At 42.6% G+C, this 26244-nt stretch carries 27 protein-coding genes; 12 read left to right on the forward strand and 15 right to left on the reverse strand.

Annotation, left to right across the window (positions count from 1 at the left end):
• Positions 1 to 4: 4 nt before the first annotated feature.
• Together CO230_RS12595 and CO230_RS08135 are read left to right on the forward strand one after the other, a co-directional pair.
• Positions 5 to 766, forward strand: a complete 762-nt coding sequence (locus CO230_RS12595; protein WP_410492839.1) for a hypothetical protein — start codon at positions 5 to 7, stop codon at positions 764 to 766.
• Between the two features lie 5 nt (positions 767 to 771).
• Positions 772 to 1425 carry a ComF family protein gene (locus tag CO230_RS08135; protein ID WP_122028143.1) on the forward strand — a complete coding sequence of 218 codons (654 nt, stop codon included), beginning with the start codon at positions 772 to 774 and terminating at the stop codon, positions 1423 to 1425.
• On the opposite strand, the gene upp is transcribed toward CO230_RS08135, so the two are convergent.
• From upp to CO230_RS08165, 6 genes are all read right to left on the reverse strand, one after another.
• Entirely contained in the window at positions 1422 to 2072 is a 651-nt protein-coding gene (gene upp / locus CO230_RS08140) for a uracil phosphoribosyltransferase (RefSeq protein WP_122028144.1), read from the reverse strand. The genes CO230_RS08135 and upp overlap by 4 nt on opposite strands.
• Positions 2073 to 2150: 78 nt before the next feature.
• Positions 2151 to 3461, reverse strand: coding sequence for a ribosome biogenesis GTPase Der (der, locus tag CO230_RS08145; RefSeq protein WP_122028145.1), 1311 nt, complete (start codon positions 3459 to 3461; stop codon positions 2151 to 2153).
• A 156-nt stretch (positions 3462 to 3617) separates the two neighbouring features.
• Positions 3618 to 4925 carry a UDP-N-acetylglucosamine 1-carboxyvinyltransferase gene (gene murA / locus CO230_RS08150; RefSeq protein WP_122028146.1) on the reverse strand — a complete coding sequence of 436 codons (1308 nt, stop codon included), beginning with the start codon at positions 4923 to 4925 and terminating at the stop codon, positions 3618 to 3620.
• A gap of 3 nt (positions 4926 to 4928) precedes the next feature.
• Positions 4929 to 5591, reverse strand: a complete 663-nt coding sequence (locus CO230_RS08155) for a DUF4290 domain-containing protein (RefSeq protein WP_122028147.1) — start codon at positions 5589 to 5591, stop codon at positions 4929 to 4931.
• A 68-nt stretch (positions 5592 to 5659) separates the two neighbouring features.
• Complete coding sequence (locus CO230_RS08160; RefSeq protein WP_122028148.1) at positions 5660 to 6073, reverse strand: thiol-disulfide oxidoreductase DCC family protein; 414 nt, start codon at positions 6071 to 6073, stop codon at positions 5660 to 5662.
• Position 6074: 1 nt separating this feature from the next.
• A complete protein-coding gene (locus tag CO230_RS08165) occupies positions 6075 to 6554 on the reverse strand; it encodes a heme-binding domain-containing protein (protein WP_122028149.1) in 480 nt (159 codons plus the stop codon).
• Between the two features lie 148 nt (positions 6555 to 6702).
• On the opposite strand from CO230_RS08165, the gene CO230_RS08170 reads away from it, so the two are divergent.
• Genes CO230_RS08170 through CO230_RS08180 form a run of 3 tightly spaced genes read left to right on the forward strand, consistent with a single transcriptional unit; the run spans position 6703 to position 7933 of the window.
• Positions 6703 to 7338: a peroxiredoxin gene (locus CO230_RS08170; RefSeq protein ID WP_122028150.1), complete on the forward strand. Its 636-nt coding sequence runs from the start codon at positions 6703 to 6705 to the stop codon at positions 7336 to 7338.
• 38 nt (positions 7339 to 7376) lie between these two features.
• Positions 7377 to 7685 (forward strand): thioredoxin family protein, encoded by a 309-nt coding sequence (locus CO230_RS08175; protein WP_122028151.1) that lies wholly within the window; start codon positions 7377 to 7379, stop codon positions 7683 to 7685.
• On the forward strand, positions 7685 to 7933 hold the full coding sequence (locus CO230_RS08180) for a DUF6952 family protein (protein WP_122028152.1): 249 nt from the start codon (positions 7685 to 7687) through the stop codon (positions 7931 to 7933). The genes CO230_RS08175 and CO230_RS08180 overlap by 1 nt, the downstream gene beginning before the upstream one ends.
• A gap of 61 nt (positions 7934 to 7994) precedes the next feature.
• Here the strand turns inward: CO230_RS08180 and CO230_RS08185 are convergent, their stop codons facing one another.
• From CO230_RS08185 to uvrA, 3 genes are all read right to left on the reverse strand, one after another.
• On the reverse strand, positions 7995 to 8471 hold the full coding sequence (locus CO230_RS08185; protein ID WP_122028153.1) for a hypothetical protein: 477 nt from the start codon (positions 8469 to 8471) through the stop codon (positions 7995 to 7997).
• 79 nt (positions 8472 to 8550) lie between these two features.
• Positions 8551 to 9045 (reverse strand): GNAT family N-acetyltransferase, encoded by a 495-nt coding sequence (locus tag CO230_RS08190; RefSeq protein ID WP_122028154.1) that lies wholly within the window; start codon positions 9043 to 9045, stop codon positions 8551 to 8553.
• 36 nt (positions 9046 to 9081) lie between these two features.
• On the reverse strand, positions 9082 to 11916 hold the full coding sequence (gene uvrA, locus CO230_RS08195; RefSeq protein ID WP_122028935.1) for an excinuclease ABC subunit UvrA: 2835 nt from the start codon (positions 11914 to 11916) through the stop codon (positions 9082 to 9084).
• 195 nt (positions 11917 to 12111) lie between these two features.
• Between uvrA and CO230_RS08200 the strand changes: the two genes are divergently transcribed.
• From CO230_RS08200 to CO230_RS08210, 3 genes are all read left to right on the forward strand, one after another.
• Positions 12112 to 12816 carry a DsbA family protein gene (locus CO230_RS08200; RefSeq protein WP_122028155.1) on the forward strand — a complete coding sequence of 235 codons (705 nt, stop codon included), beginning with the start codon at positions 12112 to 12114 and terminating at the stop codon, positions 12814 to 12816.
• A gap of 52 nt (positions 12817 to 12868) precedes the next feature.
• Positions 12869 to 13366, forward strand: coding sequence for a GreA/GreB family elongation factor (locus tag CO230_RS08205; RefSeq protein WP_122028156.1), 498 nt, complete (start codon positions 12869 to 12871; stop codon positions 13364 to 13366).
• An 85-nt stretch (positions 13367 to 13451) separates the two neighbouring features.
• Positions 13452 to 14024 carry a YceI family protein gene (locus tag CO230_RS08210; protein WP_122028936.1) on the forward strand — a complete coding sequence of 191 codons (573 nt, stop codon included), beginning with the start codon at positions 13452 to 13454 and terminating at the stop codon, positions 14022 to 14024.
• Between the two features lie 52 nt (positions 14025 to 14076).
• Here CO230_RS08210 and CO230_RS08215 read toward each other — a convergent pair whose 3' ends face one another.
• Complete coding sequence (locus CO230_RS08215) at positions 14077 to 14928, reverse strand: DUF4846 domain-containing protein (RefSeq protein ID WP_228438092.1); 852 nt, start codon at positions 14926 to 14928, stop codon at positions 14077 to 14079.
• Positions 14929 to 15020: 92 nt separating this feature from the next.
• Between CO230_RS08215 and CO230_RS08220 the strand changes: the two genes are divergently transcribed.
• Complete coding sequence (locus CO230_RS08220) at positions 15021 to 17840, forward strand: aminopeptidase (protein ID WP_228438094.1); 2820 nt, start codon at positions 15021 to 15023, stop codon at positions 17838 to 17840.
• Here CO230_RS08220 and CO230_RS08225 read toward each other — a convergent pair.
• From CO230_RS08225 to CO230_RS12210, 5 genes are all read right to left on the reverse strand, one after another.
• Positions 17837 to 18409 carry a phosphatase PAP2 family protein gene (locus tag CO230_RS08225; RefSeq protein WP_122028158.1) on the reverse strand — a complete coding sequence of 191 codons (573 nt, stop codon included), beginning with the start codon at positions 18407 to 18409 and terminating at the stop codon, positions 17837 to 17839. The genes CO230_RS08220 and CO230_RS08225 overlap by 4 nt on opposite strands.
• A gap of 1 nt (position 18410) precedes the next feature.
• Positions 18411 to 18734: a twin-arginine translocase TatA/TatE family subunit gene (locus tag CO230_RS08230; protein ID WP_122028159.1), complete on the reverse strand. Its 324-nt coding sequence runs from the start codon at positions 18732 to 18734 to the stop codon at positions 18411 to 18413.
• Positions 18735 to 18777: 43 nt separating this feature from the next.
• Positions 18778 to 20001: a TCR/Tet family MFS transporter gene (locus CO230_RS08235; RefSeq protein WP_122028160.1), complete on the reverse strand. Its 1224-nt coding sequence runs from the start codon at positions 19999 to 20001 to the stop codon at positions 18778 to 18780.
• A gap of 93 nt (positions 20002 to 20094) precedes the next feature.
• Positions 20095 to 23007 carry a protein translocase subunit SecD gene (gene secD / locus CO230_RS08240; RefSeq protein ID WP_122028161.1) on the reverse strand — a complete coding sequence of 971 codons (2913 nt, stop codon included), beginning with the start codon at positions 23005 to 23007 and terminating at the stop codon, positions 20095 to 20097.
• A 222-nt stretch (positions 23008 to 23229) separates the two neighbouring features.
• Positions 23230 to 23595 (reverse strand): hypothetical protein, encoded by a 366-nt coding sequence (locus CO230_RS12210; RefSeq protein WP_162990005.1) that lies wholly within the window; start codon positions 23593 to 23595, stop codon positions 23230 to 23232.
• On the opposite strand from CO230_RS12210, the gene CO230_RS08245 reads away from it, so the two are divergent.
• The 3 genes from CO230_RS08245 (at position 23589) to CO230_RS08255 (ending at position 26139) form a co-directional block, all read left to right on the forward strand.
• Complete coding sequence (locus CO230_RS08245) at positions 23589 to 23861, forward strand: transposase (protein WP_122027439.1); 273 nt, start codon at positions 23589 to 23591, stop codon at positions 23859 to 23861. The two genes, CO230_RS12210 and CO230_RS08245, sit on opposite strands and share 7 nt — an antisense overlap.
• Positions 23858 to 24718 carry an IS3 family transposase gene (locus CO230_RS08250; protein ID WP_122027438.1) on the forward strand — a complete coding sequence of 287 codons (861 nt, stop codon included), beginning with the start codon at positions 23858 to 23860 and terminating at the stop codon, positions 24716 to 24718. The genes CO230_RS08245 and CO230_RS08250 overlap by 4 nt, the downstream gene beginning before the upstream one ends.
• A 143-nt stretch (positions 24719 to 24861) precedes the next feature.
• Entirely contained in the window at positions 24862 to 26139 is a 1278-nt protein-coding gene (locus tag CO230_RS08255; RefSeq protein WP_122028162.1) for a DUF3427 domain-containing protein, read from the forward strand.
• The last annotated feature ends 105 nt before the right edge of the window (positions 26140 to 26244 follow it).

Genomic DNA, 26244 nt, shown 5'->3' on the forward strand with positions numbered 1-26244 from the left:
AGTATTGCAGCTAAATCCCCGCCCACACACCTATTCATGGCTTGATTTCAAAAGTTTCGAAGAGTTGTTGCATAATTACTACGCCTCTTATTTCGCGGGCTGTTTGTTAATCCCAAAAGAAGTCTTGAGTAAGAAAATCTGGCAGTTCTTTCAGTTACCGGTATGGCATCCCGCGTCTTTCGATCAGTTGATGTCGTCATTTACAGATTCTCCCGAGACTTTTTATTACCGGCTCACCAATATACTCCCGCAGGATTTGGGTATTAAGGATTTATTTTACCTCTGTCTTACCCGTAAAAAGCATAGTGACGATGTACATATCCTAAAAGAACTTCACCTGAATCAGCAACAGGCACCTTATGCAAATGCTACGAGCGAGCACTATTGCCGAAGATGGGTAGCCATTAAAAACCTGCAAAACCTATCTGAAAACCAAACCGTTACAGCAGCACAAATCTCCCATTACAAAGACAGCGGCCTCAGTTACTTGGTAATCTCTACCTCGCAGAAAAATCCGTTTTCGGACGGTACTAACCGCAGTTACTGCCTTGGGATTTTATTGAACAGTAGCATCATCAAGAAAATTAATTTCCTAAAAAACGGAAGTATACCGGCCATTAACGTAGGAATTACCTGCGAGTCCTGCAGTATATTGGATTGTGAGGTCCGGCAGGCCCCTCCTGTTCGGCTAGAAAAGGAAATCTTCAGCCAGCAGATGATTCGCTCGGTAGAAGCTATAAGACAACAGGTTCTTCAATCCTCCTAAATACTATGTCAGTCACCGATCTGCTATTCCCGAACCGCTGCCTGGAGTGTAACAGGATTATCGCCGCAGATGATCTTGTTTGCGCGTTGTGCTATAGCCTGATTAACTTCCGGCATTATGATTTTGAGGAAAAAAATCCATTACAGGAGAAATGTGGTCTGTTATTTCCGGTGAAATATGCATTTGGACTGATGCAATTTGAAGATGAAAGCCTGAGCCGGAAAATTGTACATCAACTTAAATATGCCAACCGGGAGAAAGTGGGCAGCATCCTTGCCGACTGGGTTGCGGAAAGAGTTAAATTCAACAAAGACAAACCGGACGTACTAATCACCATTCCGCTGCATCCAAAGAAAATGAAATCCCGAGGCTATAATCAGTTACATTTATTTGCAGAACGCTTATCACAAAGATTAGGCATCCCGTGTGACCACAGTCTGCTAAAAAGAAATTCGCACAAAACAGCACAGGCCAGAAAAGACCGTAAACACCGCGCAGAAACGGAAAACCAATTTTCGTGCACGCGAGAAGTATCAGGTCAGCATATACTGATCATTGATGATGTTTTCACGACCGGCAATACCATGAGTTCGGCCGCGTGGGAGTTGCTACAATCGGGTGACAACATGGTTTCTGTACTTGTAATGGCGGTGGATTAGCGCTGTAGCTTCTCGCCGTAACTTAGGTCGCCGGCATCGCCCAAACCTGGGGTTATATACCCTTTTGCCGTTAATTTTTCATCAATAACCCCTACCCAGACTTTGGCGTCGGGATATTCTTTCTCAATGGTTTCAACCCCTTGTCGCGAGGCAATAGCTGCGACTATATGTAATTGTGATGGCTTGCCGTGGCCCAGCAAATCCTTAATGGCTTCAATAAGACTTGCGCCTGTAGCCAACATAGGATCAGCTACAATCAAAGGTCGGCCATCAATATTGGGGCAGGTAAGATAATCCTGTTTTATAGAAAAATAATCATTGGCATCGTGTTTCCGGTAGGCAGCCACGAAACCGCAATCGGCTTTGTCGAGATAATTTAAAATACCCTGAAAAAGTGGCACACCTGCACGCAGAATGGTCGTGATAACCGGCTGAACCGCAATTTCTTTTACCTTAATCTTATCAAGCGGAGTGGTGATTTCTATTTCTTTCTGCACTAATCCTTTGCTGATTTCAAAAGCGGCAATTTCGCCGATGCGCTCCATATTTCTGCGGAACTTCATCCGGTCGTTCTGGATTTCGATGTTACGAAGTTCGTTAATCCAAGTATTTACAAGTGAAAACTGATCTGATAAAACAATGGCCATAATTGTATTTTGGGTTAAATTTCGGAAAAATAAAAATTAAAAAAAAAGCCTTCCAGAAAAAATTCTGAAAGGCGCATGTTATTTCTGTCGGAAATAAACTTCAATAGGAACACCGGTAAAACCGAAATGTTTCCGAAGTTGATTTTCGGTAAATCTCTTATAAGGCTCTTTCACATACTGTGGAAGGTTACAGAAAAATACGAACTGTGGGCTAGGCGTTGGCAACTGCACACAATATTTTATCTTCACATATTTCCCTTTGGTGGCAGGTGGTGGTGTGTGCTCGAAAACCGGTAGCATCACCTCATTCAACTTAGAAGTCTTTATTTTCTTCGCACGGTTTTCATAGACTTCCATAGCGACTTCCACTGCTTTCAGGATTCTCTGTTTCGTCAATGCAGAGATGAACAGAATAGGAATATCCGTAAACTGACCGATCCGTTCTTTAATTTTATTCTCGAAATCGCGGGTGGAATTGGTACTTTTATCCTCTACAAGGTCCCATTTGTTCACTAAGATGACAATGCCTTTGCGGTTTTTCTGTGCAAGGCCAAAGATGTTCATATCCTGGGATTCCCAACCAAGGGTAGCATCTACCATAATAATCACCACATCGGAATATTCAATAGAACGGATAGACCTCATCACCGAGTAGAACTCCAGATCTTCTTTTACTTTAGCTTTACGGCGCATTCCGGCGGTATCTACAAGCACAAACTCGTGGCCGAATTTATTATACAGCGTCTCGATAGAATCTCGTGTGGTACCCGCAACATCGGTAACAATATTACGCTCTACATCTAAAAGTGCGTTGGTAAGAGTAGATTTCCCTACGTTTGGGCGACCGGCAATGGTGATTTTCGGCAGGCCTTCGAAGGGATCTTTATATTCTGCGGTAGGAAATTCCTTCACGATATCATCAAGCAGTTCACCAGTACCGGATCCTGTTGAAGAAGAAAGTGTATAATATTTCTCAATGCCTAATTGATAAAATTCGGTCGCAGCAAGTTCTTCAGTGGCAGAATCCACTTTATTCACCACCACATAAACTGGTTTGGTTGAGCGGCGCAGCATTTCGAAAATTTCCTGGTCGGTATCAGTAAGACCTTCCTCCACATTCAGCATGAAGATGATAGAAGTCGCCTCATCAACGGCTAACTGCACTTGCTTGGAAATTTCTTCCTGAAATACATCGTCTGTATTTACCTCATAACCACCAGTGTCAATAACCGTAAATTCTACCCCATTCCAGTCAGATTTCCCGTAATGACGGTCGCGCGTAACACCCGCAACAGAATCTACAATCGCTTCCCGACGTTCCAGGAAACGGTTAAAAAGTGTGGACTTACCAACATTCGGCCGTCCTACGATCGCAACAATATTGCTCATAAAATTTGTTTAATAATAAGATTATTAATGGGTTACTTCAACTTTTGAAGCCCAAAAATTTTTGCAAAGATAGTTTATTAAAATTTGGCATGAAAACGCACGGTAAAAATGCTTGTCTAAGCAAAAAAAGACTGGCTATAGCCAATCTTTTATATTCTACACACGCTCAATCTCTGCACCTAAAGCGCGGAGGCGGCCATCAATATTCTCATAACCGCGGTCTATCTGTTCGATGTTATGGATGACTGAATTCCCTTCTGCCGAAAGCGCCGCGATCAGCAACGCGTTACCCGCCCTGATGTCTGGCGAAACCATGGTGGTACCACGCAGTGGCGATTCGTGATTAAGGCCCACGACTGTAGCTCTGTGGGGATCACAAAGGATGATTTGCGCACCCATATCAATGAGTTTATCGACAAAGAACAGCCTGGATTCAAACATTTTCTGATGAACCAGCACAGTACCTTTCGCCTGGGTCGCCACTACTAAAATAATCGAGAGCAAATCTGGGGTGAAACCCGGCCACGGCGCATCTGAAACCGTAAGAATTGATCCATCAATGAACTTTTGAATGGTATATTGCTCCTGAGAAGGGATAAATATATCATCCCCACGCTGCTCCAGCCGAATACCGAGTTTACGGAATGTGTTAGGGATCACGCCAAGCTCTTCCCAGCATACGTTTTTAATGGTAATTTCAGATTTTGTCATGGCAGCCAAACCAATCCATGAACCGATTTCCACCATATCCGGCAACATTGTGTGTTCTGTCCCGCTAAGTTTTTCCACACCTTCAATGACAAGCAAGTTGGAGCCGATACCTGAAATATTGGCGCCCATGCGGTTGAGCATTTTGCATAATTGCTGCAAATAAGGTTCGCAGGCAGCGTTGTAAATACTTGTTTTCCCTTTTGCAAGTACAGCGGCCATTATGATATTGGCTGTACCAGTGACGGAAGCTTCTTCTAAAAGAATGAACTTACCCGTAAGTTGCGCCGCTTTCAACGAATACAGATGAGCGTTCTCATCATATTTGAATTCAGCACCCAGTTCTACAAAACCCTGAAAATGGGTATCTAGACGGCGGCGACCAATTTTATCGCCTCCGGGTGTTGGCATATACGCTTCACCAAACCGAGCGAGCATTGGACCTAAAAGCATGATGGAACCGCGCAGTTTGGAGCCATCTTCTTTAAAATCATCTGATTTTATGTATCCGAAGTTTACCGCATCGGCTTTGAAGGTATAATCGCCGTGGCCATTCTTGGTAATTCTCACACTAAAGTCGCCTAGAATTTCGATGAGGCGATTAACGTCGTGGATATCGGGGATGTTCTTAATCCGTATTTCATCATCAGTCAGCAGTACGGCACACAGGATCTGCAATGCCTCGTTTTTAGCGCCTTGCGGCGTAATCTCTCCCTGAAGTTTTTTTCCTCCTTTAATCTTAAATGTTCCGCTCATTCCCTACTTCCTGTTTTTATTTTGATGAAAATTTCTTTTTTTGTTTTGGTTGTTTTGCTGGTTTTGGCTATTCTGCCCGTTTTTACCATTAGATTTCCCGTTGCTACGGTTGTTCGCGTAGTAGATCTTGCTTTTTTCAAGGGAATCAATACCGGTAAGATCCAGCCGGTTTTCTGAAAGATCCTTTAAATGACGGAAGATCACCTCATCCTGTACATGTTCTTTGTTATATACATTGTAGGATTTCTTCATATTGTTTGCGATCACTTGTATCAACGCGTCTTTTTCATCACCAGGCTCTAATTGTATCGCCTTTTCGATCAGTTGTAAGATGCTTTTCCCGTAAAATTTAAACTCACCCTGAAGTTTGGGATATTCCATACGTTTGGGCTTTTCCTTTATTTCTTCGATGGTAGGAAAAGGAAACGGCGAATCGACATCCAAGTCGTAACCGGAAAGTATAAAAAGGTGATCCCAGAGTTTATGTTTGTAATTATCTTCGTCGCGAAGTTGGGGATTGCGCTGTCCCATAAAATCGACAATAGCAAATGCCATCTCATTACGCTCTTCTTTAGTCGCAAGCTCTTTGCATCGGGTGACGAGCTGCTGTATGATTCTGCCATATTCAGGCATATGGAGCCGCGGCCTCGAGGTGTTATATTCCATGACTGCAAATATATGAATTAGTTTCAAGGTATTATGCGGCGTGCTACTACAGAAATCTTCGGATTAAATTAATTTCCGACAAATCTTTTGCGCTCTTCTGGTGTGGGAAGAAAGCATTTCTGTGAGGCCAGTTGCTGCCTGTGTTTGGAAATTCGGTCATAGAAAAAATCGGTGATCGCGGATGGTAAGAACCTTAAATAGCTTAGCAAGCGGTACTTGCCACCCAGGATTTTTGCGATGGCAAAAGCTGCCTGCGACTTCATATAATAAAACCCTCCGGGCCCGGGTTTCCAGAGGTACACCGTATCGAAATTTTCGGTGCGCAGGTTTCTTTCAGTGAGAAATTGCTGTCCAAAATCAGACTGCAGCGCCGCGAACATGATTTTCTTCTGATGATCATTCTCAAGAATCCATTGTACCCAGTGATTACAGAAGCCGCAATCGCCATCATAAAAAACGTAATATTTATTTTGATCAAGCATTTCAATTTATTTTTTCGGGGAGTAAATTATGTTTAAACCGAAGGTCTTTCTCTAAAGTCAGCAAATACTTTACCAGTTGCGTGCGTTGCTGGGTAGATAAATTTGACTGTGGATGTACCAAAAGGTAGGAATCCAGCGGCATTTCGTGATTTCCAACCATTTCAACGGCTTCTTTCAGTTTGTGCGCCTGCCGTTTAGGCTCATAAGTAGCGAATACCGAGAAGTTAAGGTGCTTCCTGCCTTCATCAATATGGCTTTTCATGAACCAGCCGACAGGTTGCAAACGTGTATACCAAGGGTAATTTGTTTCATTACTGTGGCAATCGTAACAACTGTTTCGGATAATGGCCGACATATATTCAGGTGCTTTTTTAATTCTTAAAAAATCCATATCGGGATTTGTCATCGGATTATTCCGTTCTACAGGAAAAAATTGTATCAAAATGAATGCTATAAACAGTACTGCTAATAACTTTTTCATATTTCATGGCATATTTAAAAAGGAAATTACGAATTATAATTTATTTCTTTACTTTCATTCGTAGCGATAGATATTATAAATTGAATCTTCTTTTTCAATTGATTGAAACTTATTATCTTTGCACTGTAAAAATTTAACAATACACATTATGTCATTAGTAGGAAAAAAATTCCCGAATATTGCGATTGACGCAATGAGCGAAATGGGAGATGATTTGAAAATCAACATCTTTGAAGAAGCAACTTCTAACCAACAAAAAGTGTTGCTGTTTTGGTATCCAAAAGACTTTACTTTCGTTTGCCCTACCGAATTACATGCATTCCAAGAAGCTTTAGGCGATTTCGAAAAAAGAAATACCAAAGTGATCGGTGCGTCTTGCGATACCAATGAAGTACACTTTGCATGGCTGAACACATCTAAAGATAACGGCGGTATTGAAGGCGTAACTTACCCAATCCTTGCAGATACGCACCGTCAATTGGCCAACATCCTTGGGATCGTTGACCAAGAGTTTGAATATGATGAAGAAGGAAACGAAATCTTCTCTGGCTCTAATGTAACTTATCGCGCCACTTATCTGATTGATGAAACCGGAAAAATCTTCCACGAGTCTGTAAACGATATGCCATTGGGAAGAAACGTAAAAGAATATCTAAGACTGATTGATGCCTATACCCACGTACAGAAGCACGGTGAAGTTTGCCCTGCAAACTGGGAAGAAGGGAAAGATGCGATGCAGGCTAACAGAAAATCCACAGCCGAGTATCTAGCTTCTAAGAACTAAAAAAAGCAATCACCTTATTTTCACTAAAAAATAATAATATGTACACAGAATTAGCTGAAGACACCCTGCAACAGTTGGTAGCGGATCACGATAAAGTAGTGGTTCAGTACGGTGCTACATGGTGCGGAAACTGCCGCATTATGAAACCGAAATTCAAAAAACTGGCTGCAGAGAATGAAGAGATCCCTTTCTATTATGTAGATGCGGAAAAACTGCCAGAAAGCCGCAAATTGGCAAAAGTGGACAACCTGCCTACATTTGCCATCTTTAAAAATGGTGAACTGATAAACCAGGTACAAACCAACCAGGCAGAGAGTCTTATTAATCTTTTTAATGAATTAAACTAATGAAACTACCCATCATCAGACAGTTTTATCAAACCCAAACCCCTGAGAAGCTAGAGGCTACGCTGGAGGTTCTGGAGGCATTCTGCGAATTTCGTGGTGCTACCGATGAAGACCTGAACGTTGCCGGAGAACTGATAACCAATATCTGTGGCGCATTAGAAGTTCATCAAAGTGTAAATAACGGGGTTGCGGAACGCGATGCGCTTAATGGATTTGCGCAGAAGGTACTGGGATCCATTGATAAATAAGACTTTTATAGTCGTTGAATAAAATAAGGCAGGAAAAATTGATTTTTTCCTGCCTTATTATTTATCGCTTGCCGGCTTTTTTGCCGTGCTCGTGTCTTTGGTGTTTATCGTGTTGCCGTTTGTCATCGAACTTTCGGTTCTGCTGCTTCCTCACATCTTTCTGGTAGGCATTATTTCGGCTTTTGTTATGCCCGGGCGTGTAATCCCTGGCATTTCCACCGTAGATTTTTTTCATTTGTCCCGGTGCGTTCCTTCTGGCAGTGTTGTTTTTAGAGTAAACAGTATTGCCTTTTCTGGCAACCACTCCCGGTCTGCCATAGACAGCGTCTCGCCGTACTACCCTGCCGTTTTGGTACACATTGCCGTTTCTGTCCCGGTAGATCTCTCCCTGGCGGTACACATTACCATCCGGCGCACGATAAACGCCATTATTGTTGGTTGGGTATCTGTTATTACCGTACACATCATTTGTGGTTCCACAAGAAGTTAAGGTAAGGGCAAGCCCAAGTACTGCGGATATTTTGATAAGATTTTTCATAATTAATATTTACAAAGACAATCGTTTCAATCATAATGCCAAAATCGCCTATTTATTGCCTGCTTATTGTAATAAAATATTAATTAACAACTTTGCTGCGGCGTTCCAATAATAGAATATCCCGCCACACACCATTCATCTTACCGATTTTTTCTCGAAAACCTACTTCGCGGAACCCGAACTTTTTATGTAACGATATACTGGCTATATTCTCACGGAAAATGCCCGCCTGAAGCATCCAGAAACCTTGCTTTTCACTGTCCTCAACCAATTTTCCGAGCAGTCGCGCGCCTAATCCCTGGCCGTGTACCGAATGGGCAAGATAGATACTCACCTCTGCCACACCACGGAAACAATCGCGCGGGCTCACCGCCTGTATTGCAGCCCAACCTACAACTTTACCATGTTCATCCACGGCAACAAAACGGCAGTTCTGCAGATACTTCAAATCCCAGGCTTCCCAACTTGGCGCATCGCGGTCGAAGGTGGCGTTACCGCCTGCGATCCCCTCTTTAAAAATCGAGATGATGGCAGCCCCGTCTTTAGGCTCTACAGGTCTTATCAGATAATCCATGACTATAATTGCATTAAGACAAATATCATTAAATGATTATGAGCGAAGTTCACGTTTCAGGAATTTGGCTGTAAGACTTTTCTTTGATCTCGCGACTTCTTCCGGGGTGCCTTTCGCGATGATCTCACCGCCTTTATTTCCGCCTTCCATCCCTACATCGATAATATGATCGGCAAGTTTTATCACATCTAGGTTATGCTCGATGATTACAAAGGAATTACCGAGGTCCACTAACTTATTGATGGCATCCATCAGTACCTTCACATCTTCAAAATGCAGTCCGGTAGTAGGTTCATCCAGAATATAGAGTGTATTTCCGGTTTGTTTTTTAGACAGTTCTGTGGCCAGTTTTATACGCTGTGCCTCGCCACCGGAAAGTGTGGTGGATTGTTGCCCCAACGTGATATATCCCAGACCGACATCATGTAAAGTCTTTACCTTGGCATAAATTTTCGGTAAGGGCTTAAAGAATTCAGTAGCTTCATCGATCGTCATCTCCAGCACATCGGAAATGGATTTACCTTTATACCTCACCTCTAGAGTTTCGCGGTTAAAGCGTTTTCCGTTACAGGTTTCGCAATGCACATATACATCAGGCAAGAAATTCATTTCGATCACTTTCAGTCCACCACCCTGGCAGGTTTCGCAGCGGCCGCCTTTTACATTAAAGGAAAACCGACCTGCTTTATAACCACGGATCTTAGATTCGGGGAGTTCGGCAAAGAGATTCCGGATATCGGTAAACATGCCGGTGTAAGTGGCGGGGTTTGAACGTGGTGTGCGCCCAATAGGTGCCTGATCCATGTCCACGATCTTATCGATATGCTCAATACCTTCAAATTTTTTATACGGCAATGGCTCCTGAACGGCACGGTAGAAATGTTTATTTAGAATAGGATAAAGCGTTCCGCTGATGAGTGAGGATTTGCCACTTCCTGAAATACCTGTTACCACCACGAGTTTACCCAGCGGAATTTCGAGCGTTACGTTCTTCAGGTTATTGCCGGTGGCGCCTTTCAGGATCAGGGATTTTCCGTTTCCTTCCCTGCGTTGCGCGGGTATCTCGATTTTCCGTTTTCCGGTCATATAATCCGCGGTCACGGTATCAGCTTTTAGCAGATCCTCAGGTTTTCCCTGCCACAGTACCTCCCCGCCGAATTTGCCGGCACGCGGGCCGATATCCAATACTTCATCGGCTTCCAGAATCATGTCTTTATCATGCTCCACCACCAAAACGGAGTTGCCGATGTCGCGCAGATTTTTCAGTGAGTTTATCAGTCTTTCATTATCTCTCTGGTGAAGACCAATGGAAGGCTCATCAAGGATATAAAGCACATTAACGAGCTGCGAACCAATCTGTGTCGCCAAGCGGATGCGTTGTGATTCGCCACCCGAAAGCGTCCGCGAACTGCGGCTGAGACTCAGGTAATCTAGCCCTACATCAAGCAGAAACTGCAGACGTGTTTTAATTTCCTTTAAGATTTCGTGTGCGATGACTTTATTTTTCTCACTGAATTTATCTTCTATTTCGTTCAGCCACTGCATGAGATCCAGCAAGGACAGCGCGTTGACTTCCGCAATGTTCTTACCGGCGATCCTAAAACTTAAACTGGTTGGCTGCAGGCGTGTCCCTTTACATTCGGGGCAGGTTTCTTCGGTGGTAAAATGTCTTTCAAGCAGGGTGGCGTCATAGCTTTCCTTATCATCAATCATCTCTGTAATGATCGGCACTAAACCATCGAAATTAACTTTTATTTTCTTTGTGATGCCCGCATATTTCAGGTCTTTGTTAAATTCTTTATGGCAGCCGTGATAGATGTAGTGCAAGGCTTCTTCGGGGATGTCTTTAATGGAGGTAGAAAGACTCAAACCAAAGATTTCCAGAATGTTTTTTATCTGCCCGACAATCCATTTATTCGACTTCATATCTTCCAATGGCAACATACCTCCCTGGTTTACGGAGAGTTTCGGATTCTCGACAAAATAATCGGTGTTTACCTTCTGTACGGTGCCAAGGCCTTTGCAAAACGGACAACTGCCTTTTGGGGAATTGAATGAAAAGGTATTCGGTTCGGGCAAGGCAAGCGATTGTCTCGACTCGGAATCCATCAGGTTCTTTGAGAAATACTCGATATCGTTGCTGCCTAATATCTGGATGCCGATGGTGCCATCACCCATTTGCATCGCTGTGCGGATGGATTTTTCCATGCGGTTTTCGGTGGCGCTTTCACCAATGATCCAGCGGTCGATCACGATATCAATATCGTGGGTTTTGTAACGGTCGAGTTTCAAGTCGTTTTCAATATCCTGAATTTCACCATCAATTCTGGCCTGCGAATAACCTTTTTTGGCCATCTGAATGAAAAGTTCATGATAATGCCCTTTTCTTGAACGAATGACGGGTGCCAGCAGCATTACTTTACTGCCACTGTAATTTTCTTTTATCACCTCTATTATCTGTTCTTCGGTATAGCTTACCAACTTTTTTCCTGTGGTAAGGGAATACGCATCTGATACGCGCGCGAAGAGCAGCCGTAGAAAGTCATATAACTCCGTTACGGTCCCTACGGTTGACCGCGGATTTTTGTTTGTGGTTTTCTGTTCAATCGCGATTACGGGTGAAAGTCCGTCAATTTTATCAACATCAGGTCGCTCCAGCCCACCCAGAAACTGTCTTGCATAAGCCGAAAAGGTTTCGATATACCTACGCTGTCCCTCAGCAAAAATGGTATCGAAAGCCAACGAAGATTTTCCGCTGCCCGACAGTCCGGTAATCACCACCAGTTCATTACGTGGGATTTTTACTGATATGTTTTTTAGGTTATGTTCGCGTGCGCCATAAACCTCTATATATTCTTTATTATTTTCCATGTAGGGTTTCCTGAAATTTTGTGTTTTAGGAGTCTGCAAAAATACGGATTTTTTGTGGGTTAGCCATTGCAGCAAAAGCATATACAAAAACCGTACGCAGCCGGTTACGCACATGGAGAGTGCTGTTTATTATCCTATAGCAAGACGCCGCAGGCGTGGCTTTTGTATCTTTGATTTATATAAAATCATACACTTATGAAAGTAGATATCTGGAGTGACATCCGCTGCCCATTCTGTTATGTAGGCAAAAAGAATTTCGAGAAGGCTTTGTCCGATTTTTCAGATGCGTCGGATATTGAGGTTGTTTGGCATAGCTTCCAGCTGGATCCGCAACTGAAAACACAACCCGAACGCGATCCTTATGACTTTTTCGCGGAAGCAAAACAAATCCCTCTCACACAGGTAAAAGCCATGCACCAACATGCGTTGCAAGCCGGAAAAATGGCTGGCATTGATTTTAATTTTGATGAATCAAAGGTTGCCAATTCCTATCGCGGACATCTTCTAATCCAATATGCAAAAACCAAAGGTCTTGGGGATGAGATGAAAGAATTGATGTTTAAAGCCCAATTCATTGAAGGGAAAAACATAGATGACCCTGCTACCCTGCTTGAAATAGGCAAACAGGCCGGTTTTACAGAAGAGGAGATCAATATCGCACTGGCTTCAGATGATCTGGCGCACGCTATATCTCAGGATGGTCTCATGGCGCGACAATTAGGCATCAATGCCGTACCTTTTTTTGTCTTCAATGATAAATATGGTGTTTCCGGGGCGCAGCAGCCCGCACTCTTTCTGGAGGTGCTCGAGAAATCCTGGGAAGAATTTTCCTCAGGTGACAAAGGGCTACAAATTATTAATGAAGGAGACGTATGTGATACCGACGGAAACTGTGATTAAAACCAATTCATTTTAGGTCTGAATATTGATGCAAAACTCATAAAAACTATATATGAGTCGTGGATTTGTAAAAGAAGATGACCAGGAGGAAATCCCCATCGTGCCACCCCGAGCGGATTTACCTGTCGGAACAGAAAACCTGGTGACACCGGGCGGATATAAGGAACTGCTAAGTGAACGCGAAAAACTGCTTGCTGAACAGGAACAGCTAGATGCCTCGAATGAAAAAGAGTATCGCATCGCCGTCAATTATCTGAACGCCCGCCTTCATCTGCTGAACGAAAGGATTAACAGCGCAAAAGTGGTTGACCCAACCAGATTTCCCCAACAAGAGGTTCATTTCGGTACTAAAGTGACGATAATGAACATCAATAATCAACAACAGCAGACTTTCGAGATTGTAGGTGTGGACGAAGCAAAGATCTCTAAAGGTAAAATTTCATTCATCACACCGTTGGCAAAAGCTTTAACCGGTAAGAAGGTGGGTGAAAGCGCTATCCTGAAATTACCCGGCAGGGAAACAGTGTTCAAGATTTTACACATCAGCTAAAGGCGGTTATTAACATACGTCAATGCACGCCTTTGTGGTCATCCGTATCTTTGCATTAGAAATTAACACCCAAAAATATATCATTATGAAAAAATTATTATCGGTACTTACCATGTTGCTGTTATCAGTCTCAACTTTTGCGCAGCTTACCCTTAAAAGTGACCCCGCACACTCCAGAATTCAGTTTACAGTGATGCATTTAGGCATCAATGACATCACAGGAAACCTTGAAAAAGCAAACCTGACAATAAACGCAAACGAGAAAAATTTTGTAAATTCTACAGTGAATTTCTCTGCCGACATCAACTCGATTAACACGCACATCGAAGCACGCGACAACCACTTGAAAAGCGCGGATTTCTTTGATGCAGCCAAATATCCGACACTACAGTTTACCAGTACATCGCTTAAAAAAGTACGCAACAATTATTATACACTAAAAGGTAACCTTACGATGCACGGCATTACCAAACCTGTAACACTAACGCTGGTATACCGCGGCTCCACCGTGAACGCCATGAATAAAAAAACAACCTATGGCTATCAGGTAATGGGAACTTTGAAAAGATCCGACTTCAAGGTTGGTTCTAATTTCCCCGAAGCAGTCATCAGTGATCTGGTAAGAATTAAAGGTGACTTCGAGTTGACTTCAGAATAAAAAATGATGATTAAAGATTCTTTAGAGGAAATCCAAATTCGGGTTTCCTTTTTTATTTAAAAGCGTGGAAGCGCTTAATGACAGTCGGTGAGAAAGTATATCGGCTCGTTTTGGTGGTGGCAGCCTTCACATCAAGCTCATACCAAGGTGAAATACCTGTGTTAAAAGGATTCTGAAGGATATGGATGTCTTGTGCAGGCATAAAACTTTCGGCAAGTAAGTACAGTCTTTTCCCTGCAGTATTCTCAGCCACGCCGACAATCATCACCAGATGGCCGGGGCTTCCGGGTTTTATAATAAAGTCACCGGGTTGGATGTCGGTATTTCTTTCAACTTCAAATGATTCGCGATCCAGGGAAATCGTCCCCGCATACTGAAAAATAATACTCAGGTAATCGCGGAACGCCAAATAATCATCCCGCAGGTCCTCCGTTTCAATAAACTGTACCTTTTTATTTCTTTCCACAGTCCTCAAACCCTTGCGGTAATCTGCCCAGGAATAGAATTGCCTGCTAGTGAACTGAAAACCAATCTCTTCAAAACGTTGCCGCGACCAAAGATACTCCGCATACAGGCGCATCCACGCATCGGCGCACTGCTGCAAATCGCGGTTTCCTACATCAATTTTTAAGACAGCAGCATGATTGGCCTGATTTTCTATGGGGACAGCGCGGAAATCGCGTACCGGAAAACCCGGTGGCAATAAGGGGAAATTCACAAGATACTCGCCAAAGCTTCCAGGCTGTGTTTTCACCCACTGGTAGCCGCCAGGCGGGCTGAAACGGGTGTTGATCTTATTTTTGGTTTGGTCAAACTTCAGTTCCTGTGTTATTTCAGTCACTTGCGAAGCCATTGGCTGAAAAACAAATGATAAAAACAGAAAAAAAAGCCGCGTGGTTGCCACTAAAGGTTATTTTACCAAATTTAACCATTATTTTGAAATATCCACTGATGTAAGAGTTATAAAAAAACATCATTATATTTGCTTCTATCGAAATGAAAAATCTGCTTTGGGGATTAATGCTGTTCACTAATTTCGCTGCTGTTTCTGCACAGCAGGACAGCATTTATATACATGTTGCACTGCACGAGAGCAGTAACCTTATCACCGTAAACCAAGAAATTGCCTATACCAACCGTACGGCGACACCGCTACATAATATTAAACTGCTTAACTGGGTGGCCGCCTACAAACCGCAAACTACCGAACTGGCGCACCGCAAACTAGAAGACCGGAAGAATGACCTTTATTTTGCTAAAAACAGTGCGCTTGGTAAATTACAACAACTGGATGCCACTATCGGGAATAACAAAGTACCAGTTCAGCACCTAAATGATGAGAACATTTATTTTCCGCTTACCGAACCGCTGGATCCCGGTGAAAAGATAACAGTAAAACTGCAATACCAACTGCTGCTGCCTTCAACGGATTTCACCGGTTATGGCTTCGCGCCCGGCACTTGGGCCTTAAAATACTTCTTCCTAGCGCCTGACAGTTTCGAGACGCATGAACAGACGCCGAGATTCTATACCGACACTGAGGAGAACCAAAGTCCCGGAAATTACTGGAAAATCATCCTGGATGTACCGGCAAATCATTTCTCGCAGAGCAATTTGCCCGCAAAAGCGTCCAACTATTTTGAAGGAACCCTTAGCGGAGATCCGGAAATACTAATCTCAGCAAATAAAAATCCCGTCATCATCGCACAAGTCGGTAACCAGCAGGTCTCTGTAGCGTTCGGCTATGCACTTACCGAGTCGGAAAAGGAACATCTGGAGTTTTATCTACCGCTTCATCTAAAATATATTCAGGAAAAAACGGGTTTCCTACCACAGAAAATTTTCATCTCGTCAAAATTCCGGAAGAATGAAAGTTTCATTGGGATAGATGACATTGATTTCTGGAAGTTCCATTATCAGCTTTTCAGTGAGAAAGAACAGGTTGACCTTACTTACTTCAGCATCATTTCAAAGAACGTCATCGAACAGGCGGCGATCACTGAAAAAAACACGAATCACTGGATCATTAACGGACTGAAGACCCATCTCGAAATTCAATACATCGACGAAAATTACCCTGACCGTAAATTGCTTGGCGACCTTCCCGAAAACGTGAAGATTTTCGGCATGAAACCACTGAAATTCTTCTACGCCTCAAAACTGCGTTTGGCAGAGCGCTACGGATTGGCGTACCAATATATGATCACGCAAAACCTTGATCAGGCGATTAATGAACCTTTCCAAAACCTAAGTAACTTCAACGCGACTGCTATCAGTCATTTCGAAACCGGCACTTTGTTTTCTTTCCTTGCCGAGAAAATGGGGCAGGAAAAATTCGATGCGTTTTTAAAGAACTTCTTAGCACAGAAAAAAGAACAACAGATTACGCAAGAGGATTTTCTGGATCAGTTGACGGTCGCTTCGGGCTATTCGGCAGAATTCCTAGAGACGTTCATCAACCACAAGAACCGTGTGAATTTTAAACTTAAAAGATACTATAAAAAGTCAGACGCGCTTGAACTTAAAATTTCAAAGAATACGGCGCTAAGCATCCCATTTGTTATTGAGACTGAAAATGCCGAGGGTAAAACCGAAACCTTCTGGTTTGATACTGACCACAATAAAGGCAACAAACTCTACAAAATTCCGCTGACTGAAGCTGAAAAAATCGTCATAAACGATGATTACACCTTCCCAGAGTCGAACTTCAGAGATAATTACCTGTACACCAAAGGACTATTCGCGAATACGAAACGGATAAAACTGAGACTTTTCAATGATATTCCCAACCCCGAATACAATGAAATATATCTGAATCCTAGGATCAACTTCAATGCGTATGATAAAGTATTGGTGGGGGTGAATCTTCGAAACACCTCTTTCTTCAACAGAAAGTTTGTGTATTCGTTAACACCTTATTTTAGTTCCGGAACGGGCAAACTCACCGGATCAGGCGGCATTGCCTACTCTTTTCAGCCCGCAGAAAGTTTTTACCGTTCGCTTGATATAGGATTTTCGGCCTCACATTTCCATTACGACTATGATTTGACCTATCAAAAGTTTTCAACTTTTGCCAACATCAATTTCTCTAAAGATCCGCGGAGCGCTATCGGGCGCAGTTTAGCTTTTTCCTATAATTATTTCGAGAAAGACCTCAACCCGTTACTTGACCCGGAGAAAGAATATGGCAAATATAACCTGTGGAGCTTGGGATACAGCTACGCTGACCGCCGGGCCATCCATGAAAAGTACTTTGGGACTAACCTACAGTGGATGGAGGATTTCCAGAAAATCATGGCGGAGGCATCTTACCGTTGGGAATTCGCAAAAGACAAGAAGATTTTCTTCCGGTTTTTTGGGGGGTATTTCCTTACCAATAAGACCAAGAACAACCTGTTCGATTATGGTATTTCCCGTGTCAGCAATTATTCATTCTCCTACGGACTTTTAGGGCAAAGCGCCACTTCCGGCCTGTTATCGCAACAGCTCATCCTCGCAGAAGGCGGTTTTAAATCTAATGTTGGCAACACAGCCAACCAATGGATCACATCGGTCAATGTAGATTCGCACGTCTGGAGATGGTTCAACATCTATGCGGATGCTGGTATGTATAAAAGCAAGCACCGCAAAGCGGAATTCATTTGGGATTCGGGTATCAAGGTAAAGGTGATCCCGGATTTCTTGGAAGTGTACTTCCCCATCCAAAGTTCATTAGGTTTTGAGCCTTCCTATAAAGACTATGCACAGCGTATACGCTTCACCTTGATGCTGAATTTTTCGGCTATAACCGATTATTTCAGACGAGGCTGGTTCTAAGGAGACTTTACAGGGGAATTTTTGTAAATCACTTTAAATGAAAGCACAGAAAAAAAGCCGCCTAGCAGAAAACCCATTGCCGCACCCATCAGAATATCCATAGGGAAGTGAACGCCCAGATAAATTCGGCTATACGATACCATACCTGCCCAGAAATAAAGGAGATACGGCAGATACCTGTGTTTATGACGTAAAAGCATACTCATTAAAGTGCTGATAAAAAAAGTATTGGAAGCGTGACTGGAATAGAAACCATATTTCCCGCCGCATTTTACTTCGCGCATCAATGCATCTAAAGTAGGATCGTGGCACGGCCGTAATCTGCCGATTCCGCTTTTAAAAATACCGGCAAGCTGATCCGAAATGGTTACCCCTAACGCTATGAAGATCAGGATAAAAACCACATGACGCACGGCATAGCTTTTCACCAATAGATAAAGGAAAATTACGTAAAGCGGCACCCAGATCCAGGTGGCGGAAACCATGATCCAAAACTGATCAAACGTGTTGCTGCCTAGATTATTAAAGAACAGAAAAACCTCTTTATCCCACTGTATAACTTCGTGCATATCAACGGCTTACTGGTCCTGTATAATCGTCATTATCTGCCAAGTTCACTTTAGGAGGTTCATTGTCCAAAGCGGTTTTCTGAGCAGATTCGGCTAACGGATTATAATCCTGCGCAGCCTGTTTCACCTTATCGATCTCACGCTTTATCTCGGAGACTGGGTTGTCAGTTTCTTTAAGGATTTCAGTCTTCACATCTTCCATGGCACCGCGCATTTTGCGTACACCCTGTCCCAGGTCACGGGCAATCTGCGGAAGTTTATCGGGCCCAAAGAGGACCACAATCGCCACCGCTATTAACAACATTTCGCCTATACTTAATTCCATCCCGTAAAATTACAAAAGTTTATCAAACTGATTAAGTGAAGTTTTAATGCGTACGCTTGTTTCGGAAAACGTAATACACAATGACCGCACTGGCCGACATCAGAACAAACCCAAGGAAAAACGGTGCCCCCGGAAATATAAACGGTGCCGAATCGTGCGTAAAGTAATAAAAAGTGTTCGTCATTAAAGGCGGACCAATAATGGCGGTAAGGCTTACCAAACTCGCCAGCGCGCCCTGTAGTTCGCCCTGCTCATTCCGTGGGACTTCCACCGAAATTACCGACTGTAAAGCTGGGCCGGCGATCCCGCCAAGACCATATGGGATAAGAAACGCAAACATCATCCAGCTTTGTGTGGCAAATGCAAACAATAGCATCCCGAGAGCATATAAAGTAAGTCCGTAGAAAATACTTTTTTCGTTCCCAATTTTGGGTTGTATGTATCGGATTAGATATCCCTGAACCAAGGCAGCCATAAACCCTGAGATCCCAAGGGAGATGCCTACCAAGGTTTCTGTCCAGTTAAATTTGTACATTGTATAGAAAGTCCAGTTGGTTTGCACCGCATGTCCTGCGATATATACGAAAATAAGCGCAGCGATAAGACCTAAAATCTGTGGATATTTTCGCAGTTGTAACAGCGAGCCGACTGGGTTTGCACGTCTCCAGTTGAATGGTCGCCGGTTTTCCTTCTCTAAACTTTCGGGGAGTATAAACCAACCGTAAAGGAAATTCACAAGACATAGTACAGAAGCCGCATAAAAAGGGATACGGGCACCGTACTGCCCCAGCACACCGCCAATCACCGGCCCAATGATAAAGCCCAGACCAAAAGCGGCGCCTATCATCCCAAAATTCTTCGCACGGTCTTCATCAGTGGAAATATCGGCAATGTAGGCACTTGCCGTAGTAATGCTGGCACCGGTGACGCCGGAGAACAGCCTGCCGACAAATAACCAAAAGATTGTCGGAGCCAATGCCTGTATCATGAAATTAATTGAAAAGCCGAGCAATGAAAATAAAATAACCGGTCGGCGCCCATATTTGTCACTCAATCCACCTAAAACCGAGGCAAAGATGAACTGCATGCCGGCGTACGCAAAACTCAGCCAGCCACCATATTGTGAGGCTACACTAAGATCGGGGTTGTTTATTAGCTCCTGGATCAGCTTTGGGACGACAGGTATGACAATGCCCCACCCCGTAATATCAATTAGCAGGGTGATGAATATGAAGCCAATGGCAGCTGATTTCTGTTTCTTTTTCATTCCAATATGCAAAGATAGTTTTTGTAACAATACCCCATCTTTATGAAAACAAAAAATCCTTCTTGCGAAGGACTTTTTGAGGAGTGTATCTTTTTATTTTCTTTTATCTTCTGTCACCTTATCTGCTGCCAGTTTATTCGATGTACCTGCAGGATTTTTCTTCTTCAGCAAGTCATACGAAACCGCAGATGCAATGAACCAGGTAGAATAGGTACCGAAGCCTACCCCAATCAGGAGCGCAAACATAAAGCCCCGAAGATTTTCCCCACCGAAAATAAAGATGGCCAAAATTACAAGGAAGGTCATGAAAGCTGTGTTAAAGGTTCTTCCCAAGGTACTGGAGATGGAATCATTAAACAATCCTTCAAGAGTAAGTGATTTTTTCTCGGCTAAATATTCACGGATGCGGTCGAAAATAATTACAGTATCATTAATTGAATAACCAAGAACCGTAAGAATCGCCGCAATAAAATCCTGATTGATCTCCATATTAAACGGCATCACGTTTTTCAGGAGTGAATAAACCCCAAGAATTACGATAGCATCGTGCACCAGTGAAGCGATTGCCCCGGTAGAGAACTGCCATTTCTTGAAACGTACAAGGATGTAAAGGAAGATCCCCGCCAACGCGATCAGCATGGCGATTGCACCACCACTCTTAATATCATCAGCCACGGTTGGTCCTACTTTTACAGAACTTACAATACCATAATTGCTGGCACCAGAATCTTTAAACCCGCTAATCTGCGCGTCCTCCGGAAGATATGGCTGTAGGCCTGTGAAGAGTTTGTTCTCAACATCCAAATCTGCTTCAAGGCTTTCTTCATCAACCCTGTAATCGGTTGTAATTTTCAACTGGTCGCTGCTTCCGAAAGTCTTTACATCAACTGCATTTTTTTGTCCTTCTTTATTTACGAACTGCTTTTCCAAACTCTCCGCAGCTTCATCGGCTACAACCGGATTTGCAAAACGTACGACATAGCTTCGGCCTCCTTTAAAGTCTACCCCATATTTAAAACCTGAAGTAAAAATGGATGCAAGACAGATTAAGGTAATAATCCCAGAGAAAATATAAGCAAGTTTTCTTTTGCCGATAAAGTTAATCCAAGTATTTCTGAAAATATTCTTACTAAATTTCGTCCAAACTGACAGGGATTTCCCTTTCTCGAGTCTGCTGAAGATCAATACTCTGGTCAATACCACACACGTGAACATCGAAAGCAGGATACCGATACCCAATGTTACAGCAAAGCCCTGAATAGGCCCGGTACCGAAAATATACAGTACAATGGCAGTAAGCAAGGAGGTAATGTTACCATCAATAATCGCTGAAAGCGAGAATTTGAAGCCTTCGTTATACGCCTCGCGGATGTTTTTACCAGCGAAGAGTTCTTCCTTGGTTCGTTCATATACAATTACGTTGGCATCAATAGACATCGCCATAGATAATACGATACCCGCAATACCAGGCAATGTAAGCGTAGCATCCACCGAGTCCATGATTCCTAGCAGATAGAAAAGGTTGATACTAATGGCGATGATGGCGTAAACACCGGCTCCGCCGTAATAGAACAACATGTATAAAATAATGATTACAAACGCGATGATGAAGGAATACATACCGGCCTGTACAGATTCTGCGCCCAGCGATGGCCCAACGACCTCAGCCTGAACGATCTTCGCACCGGCTGGCAATTTACCCGCTCCCAGTACGTTTACCAAATCCTGCGCTTCTTCCTGTGAGAAACTGCCCGAGATTTGGGTACGCCCGTTCGGGATTTCATTTACGACATTCGGTGCGGTATATACCACATTATCAAGCGTTACCGCTACTGGTTTGTTTACATTGCGACTGGTAAGCGTTTTCCAGTCTTTGGATCCTTTGGAGTCCATCTGCATATCCACCACAATTCTACCAAGGTCATCATAATTTACCCTTGCAGATTCTACAGCGCCATCTACTGGTGCTTTCTGGTTGATATTGCCACGGATGGCATACAGCACCAAATTATTCGGATCGTTGACTTCCGGCTTATATCCCCACATAAATTGAGAATATTTCAAGTTTTGTGGTCTTAAATTTTTCGCAGCTTCGCTGTTGAGGATTTTATTTACAACCGCTGTATCAGAAAGTTTTACATTGGCTACACCATTAGACCTCAGCGTACCCAATTGCATCAGCGCTACCAAGTTTGTATTGGCAGGCACCCCGATAGAATCCGCTTTTGCGTTAACGATCGTGTTTAACTGCTCAAAATAAGGTAATACTTCCTGAACCTGCTGTACTTCCCAGAACTGAAGTTTGGCAGAAGTCTGAAGCATTTTCTTCACGCGGTCGATATCTTTTACGCCTGGCATTTCTACGGAGATACGTCCGGTACGTGGTACACGCTGAACGTTTGGTTGGGTAACGCCCATTTTATCGATACGTGTACGGATGACTTCATAGGCGGTACCTGTAGAAAGTTCGATGCGGTTTTCTATGATATTCCTAACTTTATCGTCGGGTGTGTTGAATTTGATTTCAGAAAGGTTGGTATTCCCGAAGATTTCAGGGTCGGCAAGTTTCAGGTTGGTTCCCTTTTCTTTATTTACCTGCTCGAATTGGGTAAAGAAATCTTTAATGTAAGTATTGGTAGAGTTTTTCTGTTGCTGATCTGTCCTGTCCAATGCCTCGATGAGTACAGGGTTGGTGGAGTAATTGGTAAGGTTGTTCACCAAATCTCTCTGGTTAATTTCCAATAGAACGTTGATGCCGCCTTTAAGGTCTAGCCCAAGTTTCATCTCTTTCTCTTTGGACTTTGAGTAATATAGTTTTGTAAAACCGAGATTCAGGGTGTCTTTTGAAAGTCTGGCCAGTTCTTTCTGGTATTTCTCCGGATTATCACCGGCTATTTCAGTGGCCTGCTTCTCCAACTTGCTGGCATACCAGGTAGGCAACAATTCGTTAAGGCAAATAAGCCCAAGAATGACTGCAACCAGCGTAATAAGTCCTTTTCCTTGCATTGTTAATAGTTTACAACATTAAAATTATAGTCGGCAAATATAATGATTTTCACTACAATTAAGAATTTTTAACAGAATAATTTGGAAGGCCGAACAATCATCAATCACAGGTATTATTTGCCCTTTAGAGAATGCTAATACGGCACAAAAAAAGGAGAAACTTTCAATTTCTCCCTTAAACCGCCGCATTTTGCCAATACGATGTTGTGTACTTTATTTTTTCTAGAAGAAATTAACAGCAACAAATCCTCCGAAGTTGTTTTGATTGGTTTTCATAGGGCCATACCAGTCAAAATTTGATGCCGCTCCGAAAGTAATATCTCTATAAGTCAATCCGGCACGAAGCATTATATAACTTCTCGTATGAAAGTCATATCCTAGATTATGGGTATATAATCCTTGTAATCTTGTATAAATATTTAATTTTTCGGTTAGTTTTGGTTTGTATTCCACTAATGCAAGAGCATCAAAATTTGCGTTTTTTGATAAATCAACTCTTGGATTTATTATTGCTAATAATATAGTTACCCCCGAAAATCGGACAGTAAGTTTAGTTGAAAAAAAACAATTAAATTTACGATATGTCACAGCGAAGAAAATTCAATTCAGGATTTAAATTTAAAGTAGTGGTGGAAGCTTTGAGCGAGCGATACACTATGCAGGAACTCGGCCGAAAGCACGATCTGCACCCCAACCAGATTTCTTCATGGAAGAAAGAGTTCCTGCAAAAAGGCGCCGATGTTTTTGGTAAGGAGACCGCTGCAGAAGATAAAAAAGAGGATGTCGACAAGCTTTATAAGGTTATCGGTCAGCAGAAAATGGAGATTGATTTTTTAAAAAAAGCCTTGTCATGAAACAGTGCCGCCGAGCCCGTAAAGCTCATATTGACAAGGCCAATGCGCTCAGCGTTAAAAAGCAGTGTGAGGTGTTGCAGATATCGCGCAGCTCCCATTATTACAGGAAAGTTCCGCAAAGCAGTCTGAACCTGAATCTGATGCGGCTGATCGATGAAGAGTTCCTGAACCGTCCCTGGAAAGGAGTTCCCAGGATGACCAACTGGCTCCAAAAGGACATGGGGTATACCATCAACAAAAAGCGTGTGGAAAGGCTTTACCGGGTGATGGGTCTGAGTGCTTCGGCACCTGGCCCTGCCACCTCCAAAAAAGGCAAAGGCAAGAAACACAAGATCTTCCCATATCTTTTGAGAAATTTAAACATTACGGCTTCCAATCAAGTTTGGGCAATGGATATCACCTATATTCCTGTGCAGGGCGGCTATCTTTATCTTTGTGCGGTAATCGATCTGTACAGCAGGTTTGTGGTAGGCTGGAGCCTGAGCAACACGATGACTTCCGAATGGTGCCGCGATACCGTGGAGACGGCCATTGGAAAATACGGCAAGCCTGAAATCTTCAATACCGATCAGGGCAGTCAGTTCACTGCAGATCTCTTCACCGAATTTATCACCAAACAGGGAATAGCCCTAAGCATGGATGGCAAAGGACGGGCGTTGGATAATATTTTTATTGAAAGACTCTGGCGAAGTGTGAAATACGAGAATGTTTATCTGTATGCTTATCAGGATGGACGAGCGTGCTATGACGGCCTGAAACAGTATTTTCAATATTACAACAACGAGAGAAGGCATCAAAGTCTTGCATACGAAGTACCTGCGGAAGTCTACGACCGTACAAAGAAGGAGGCGGCATAAATGAACTTTCACACAGTTTTACACATTCCCACACTACACGGAAAAATCTTTGAAGGGATTTTTCCTATGTGGAAATTTGCAAAACTGCTACCCTTAAAAACAAATAAAATCAAACTTAACTTTTAAGATTTACTGTCCAAACTTTGGGGGTAACTATAGATACGGTATTGTTTCTACGGCCCACCGAAAGTTTAACGATCTTTCTTCAGCAATTAGGAAGAGGTTTGCGCTTATCGGATGATAAAGATGTCCTAACGGTTTTAGATTTTGTTGGACAAGCCAGGGACGAGTACGACTTCGAAAATAAATTTCGTGCGCTTATTGGCAAAACAAATACTACAGTTCTCAAGGAAATCGAGCAGGATTTTCCTCATTTACCTTTAGGATGTTCGATCGTATTAGAGAAAAAAGCGAAAGATTTTATCCTTGAAAATATAAGGAAAGCGACCTCTATTAATAAACGACAATTGGTCTCTAAAATCCAGAAATTTCAACATGATACCCATTTAGAACTCACCTTAAGCAACTTCCTTGCGTTTTATAATTTACGACTCCAACAGGTGTATAAAAACCATACTTTTAACGAACTCTTAGAAGAAGCAGTAAGAAAGCCTTTTAATAAAGTTAATTATGCCAGCTATAAATCGATGATTTCCAATAAGCTTATGGCTACGGAATCGCTGAGTTATTTCAAATTCATTTTAGAATTAATTGATCAAAATTTCGAGCTCGCCAACTTGGAGTGGTCAGAGAATAATAAAATATTAGCAACTATGGTTTTTTATGATTTCTATCAAAGCGCCTCCAAAGAGATGTCGCTTGAAGACGGCATTAGAAGAATAGGCGAGAACAAAGACATGGTAAAGGAGCTTCACGATTTCATTTCCTTCAAGATAGCGCAGATCAATTATGAGGAATTCCCACTCGAAGATTTTGCATTTCCTTTTCCACTGAAACTACATTCAAGGTATACAAGAGATCAAATTTTAGTGGCGATGCAATTAAGCACAATAGAAAGTAAAAGTTCAAGCAGGGAAGGGGTTGCAGAAAATAAGCTTCTTAACTGCGAGGCCCTTTTCGTGAACTTAAAAAAGTCGGAAGAAGATTTTTCACCTACTACAATGTATGACGACTATGCCATTAATGAATCCTTATTTCATTGGCAATCTCAAAATAAAACCGCCGATACTTCAGTGAAAGGAAAATCCTATATTAACCAGTTGAAAAGTAAGAAGATCATTCTTTTATTTATACGAGAATCAAAAACAGACGCTGACAGTTTTACGCGGGGCTACGTATTTGTTGGCCCAGTTAGTTTCGTTGAATTTACGGGCTCAAAACCAATGTCCATCACTTGGCAACTAAGCAAAGAAATGCCACATTTCCTGTGGCGAGATTCCGCAAAACTACAAGTAGGTTAAAATTAATTATTACATTAGATGCTATTGCAACAAAAAACCATGTTGCCTCTTATATAATACTTAGTATTGAATCTGTTCAACTAGAAATTAATACAACCCACAAAA

Source organism: Chryseobacterium sp. 6424 (assembly GCF_003692615.1).
Lineage (GTDB): Bacteria > Bacteroidota > Bacteroidia > Flavobacteriales > Weeksellaceae > Kaistella.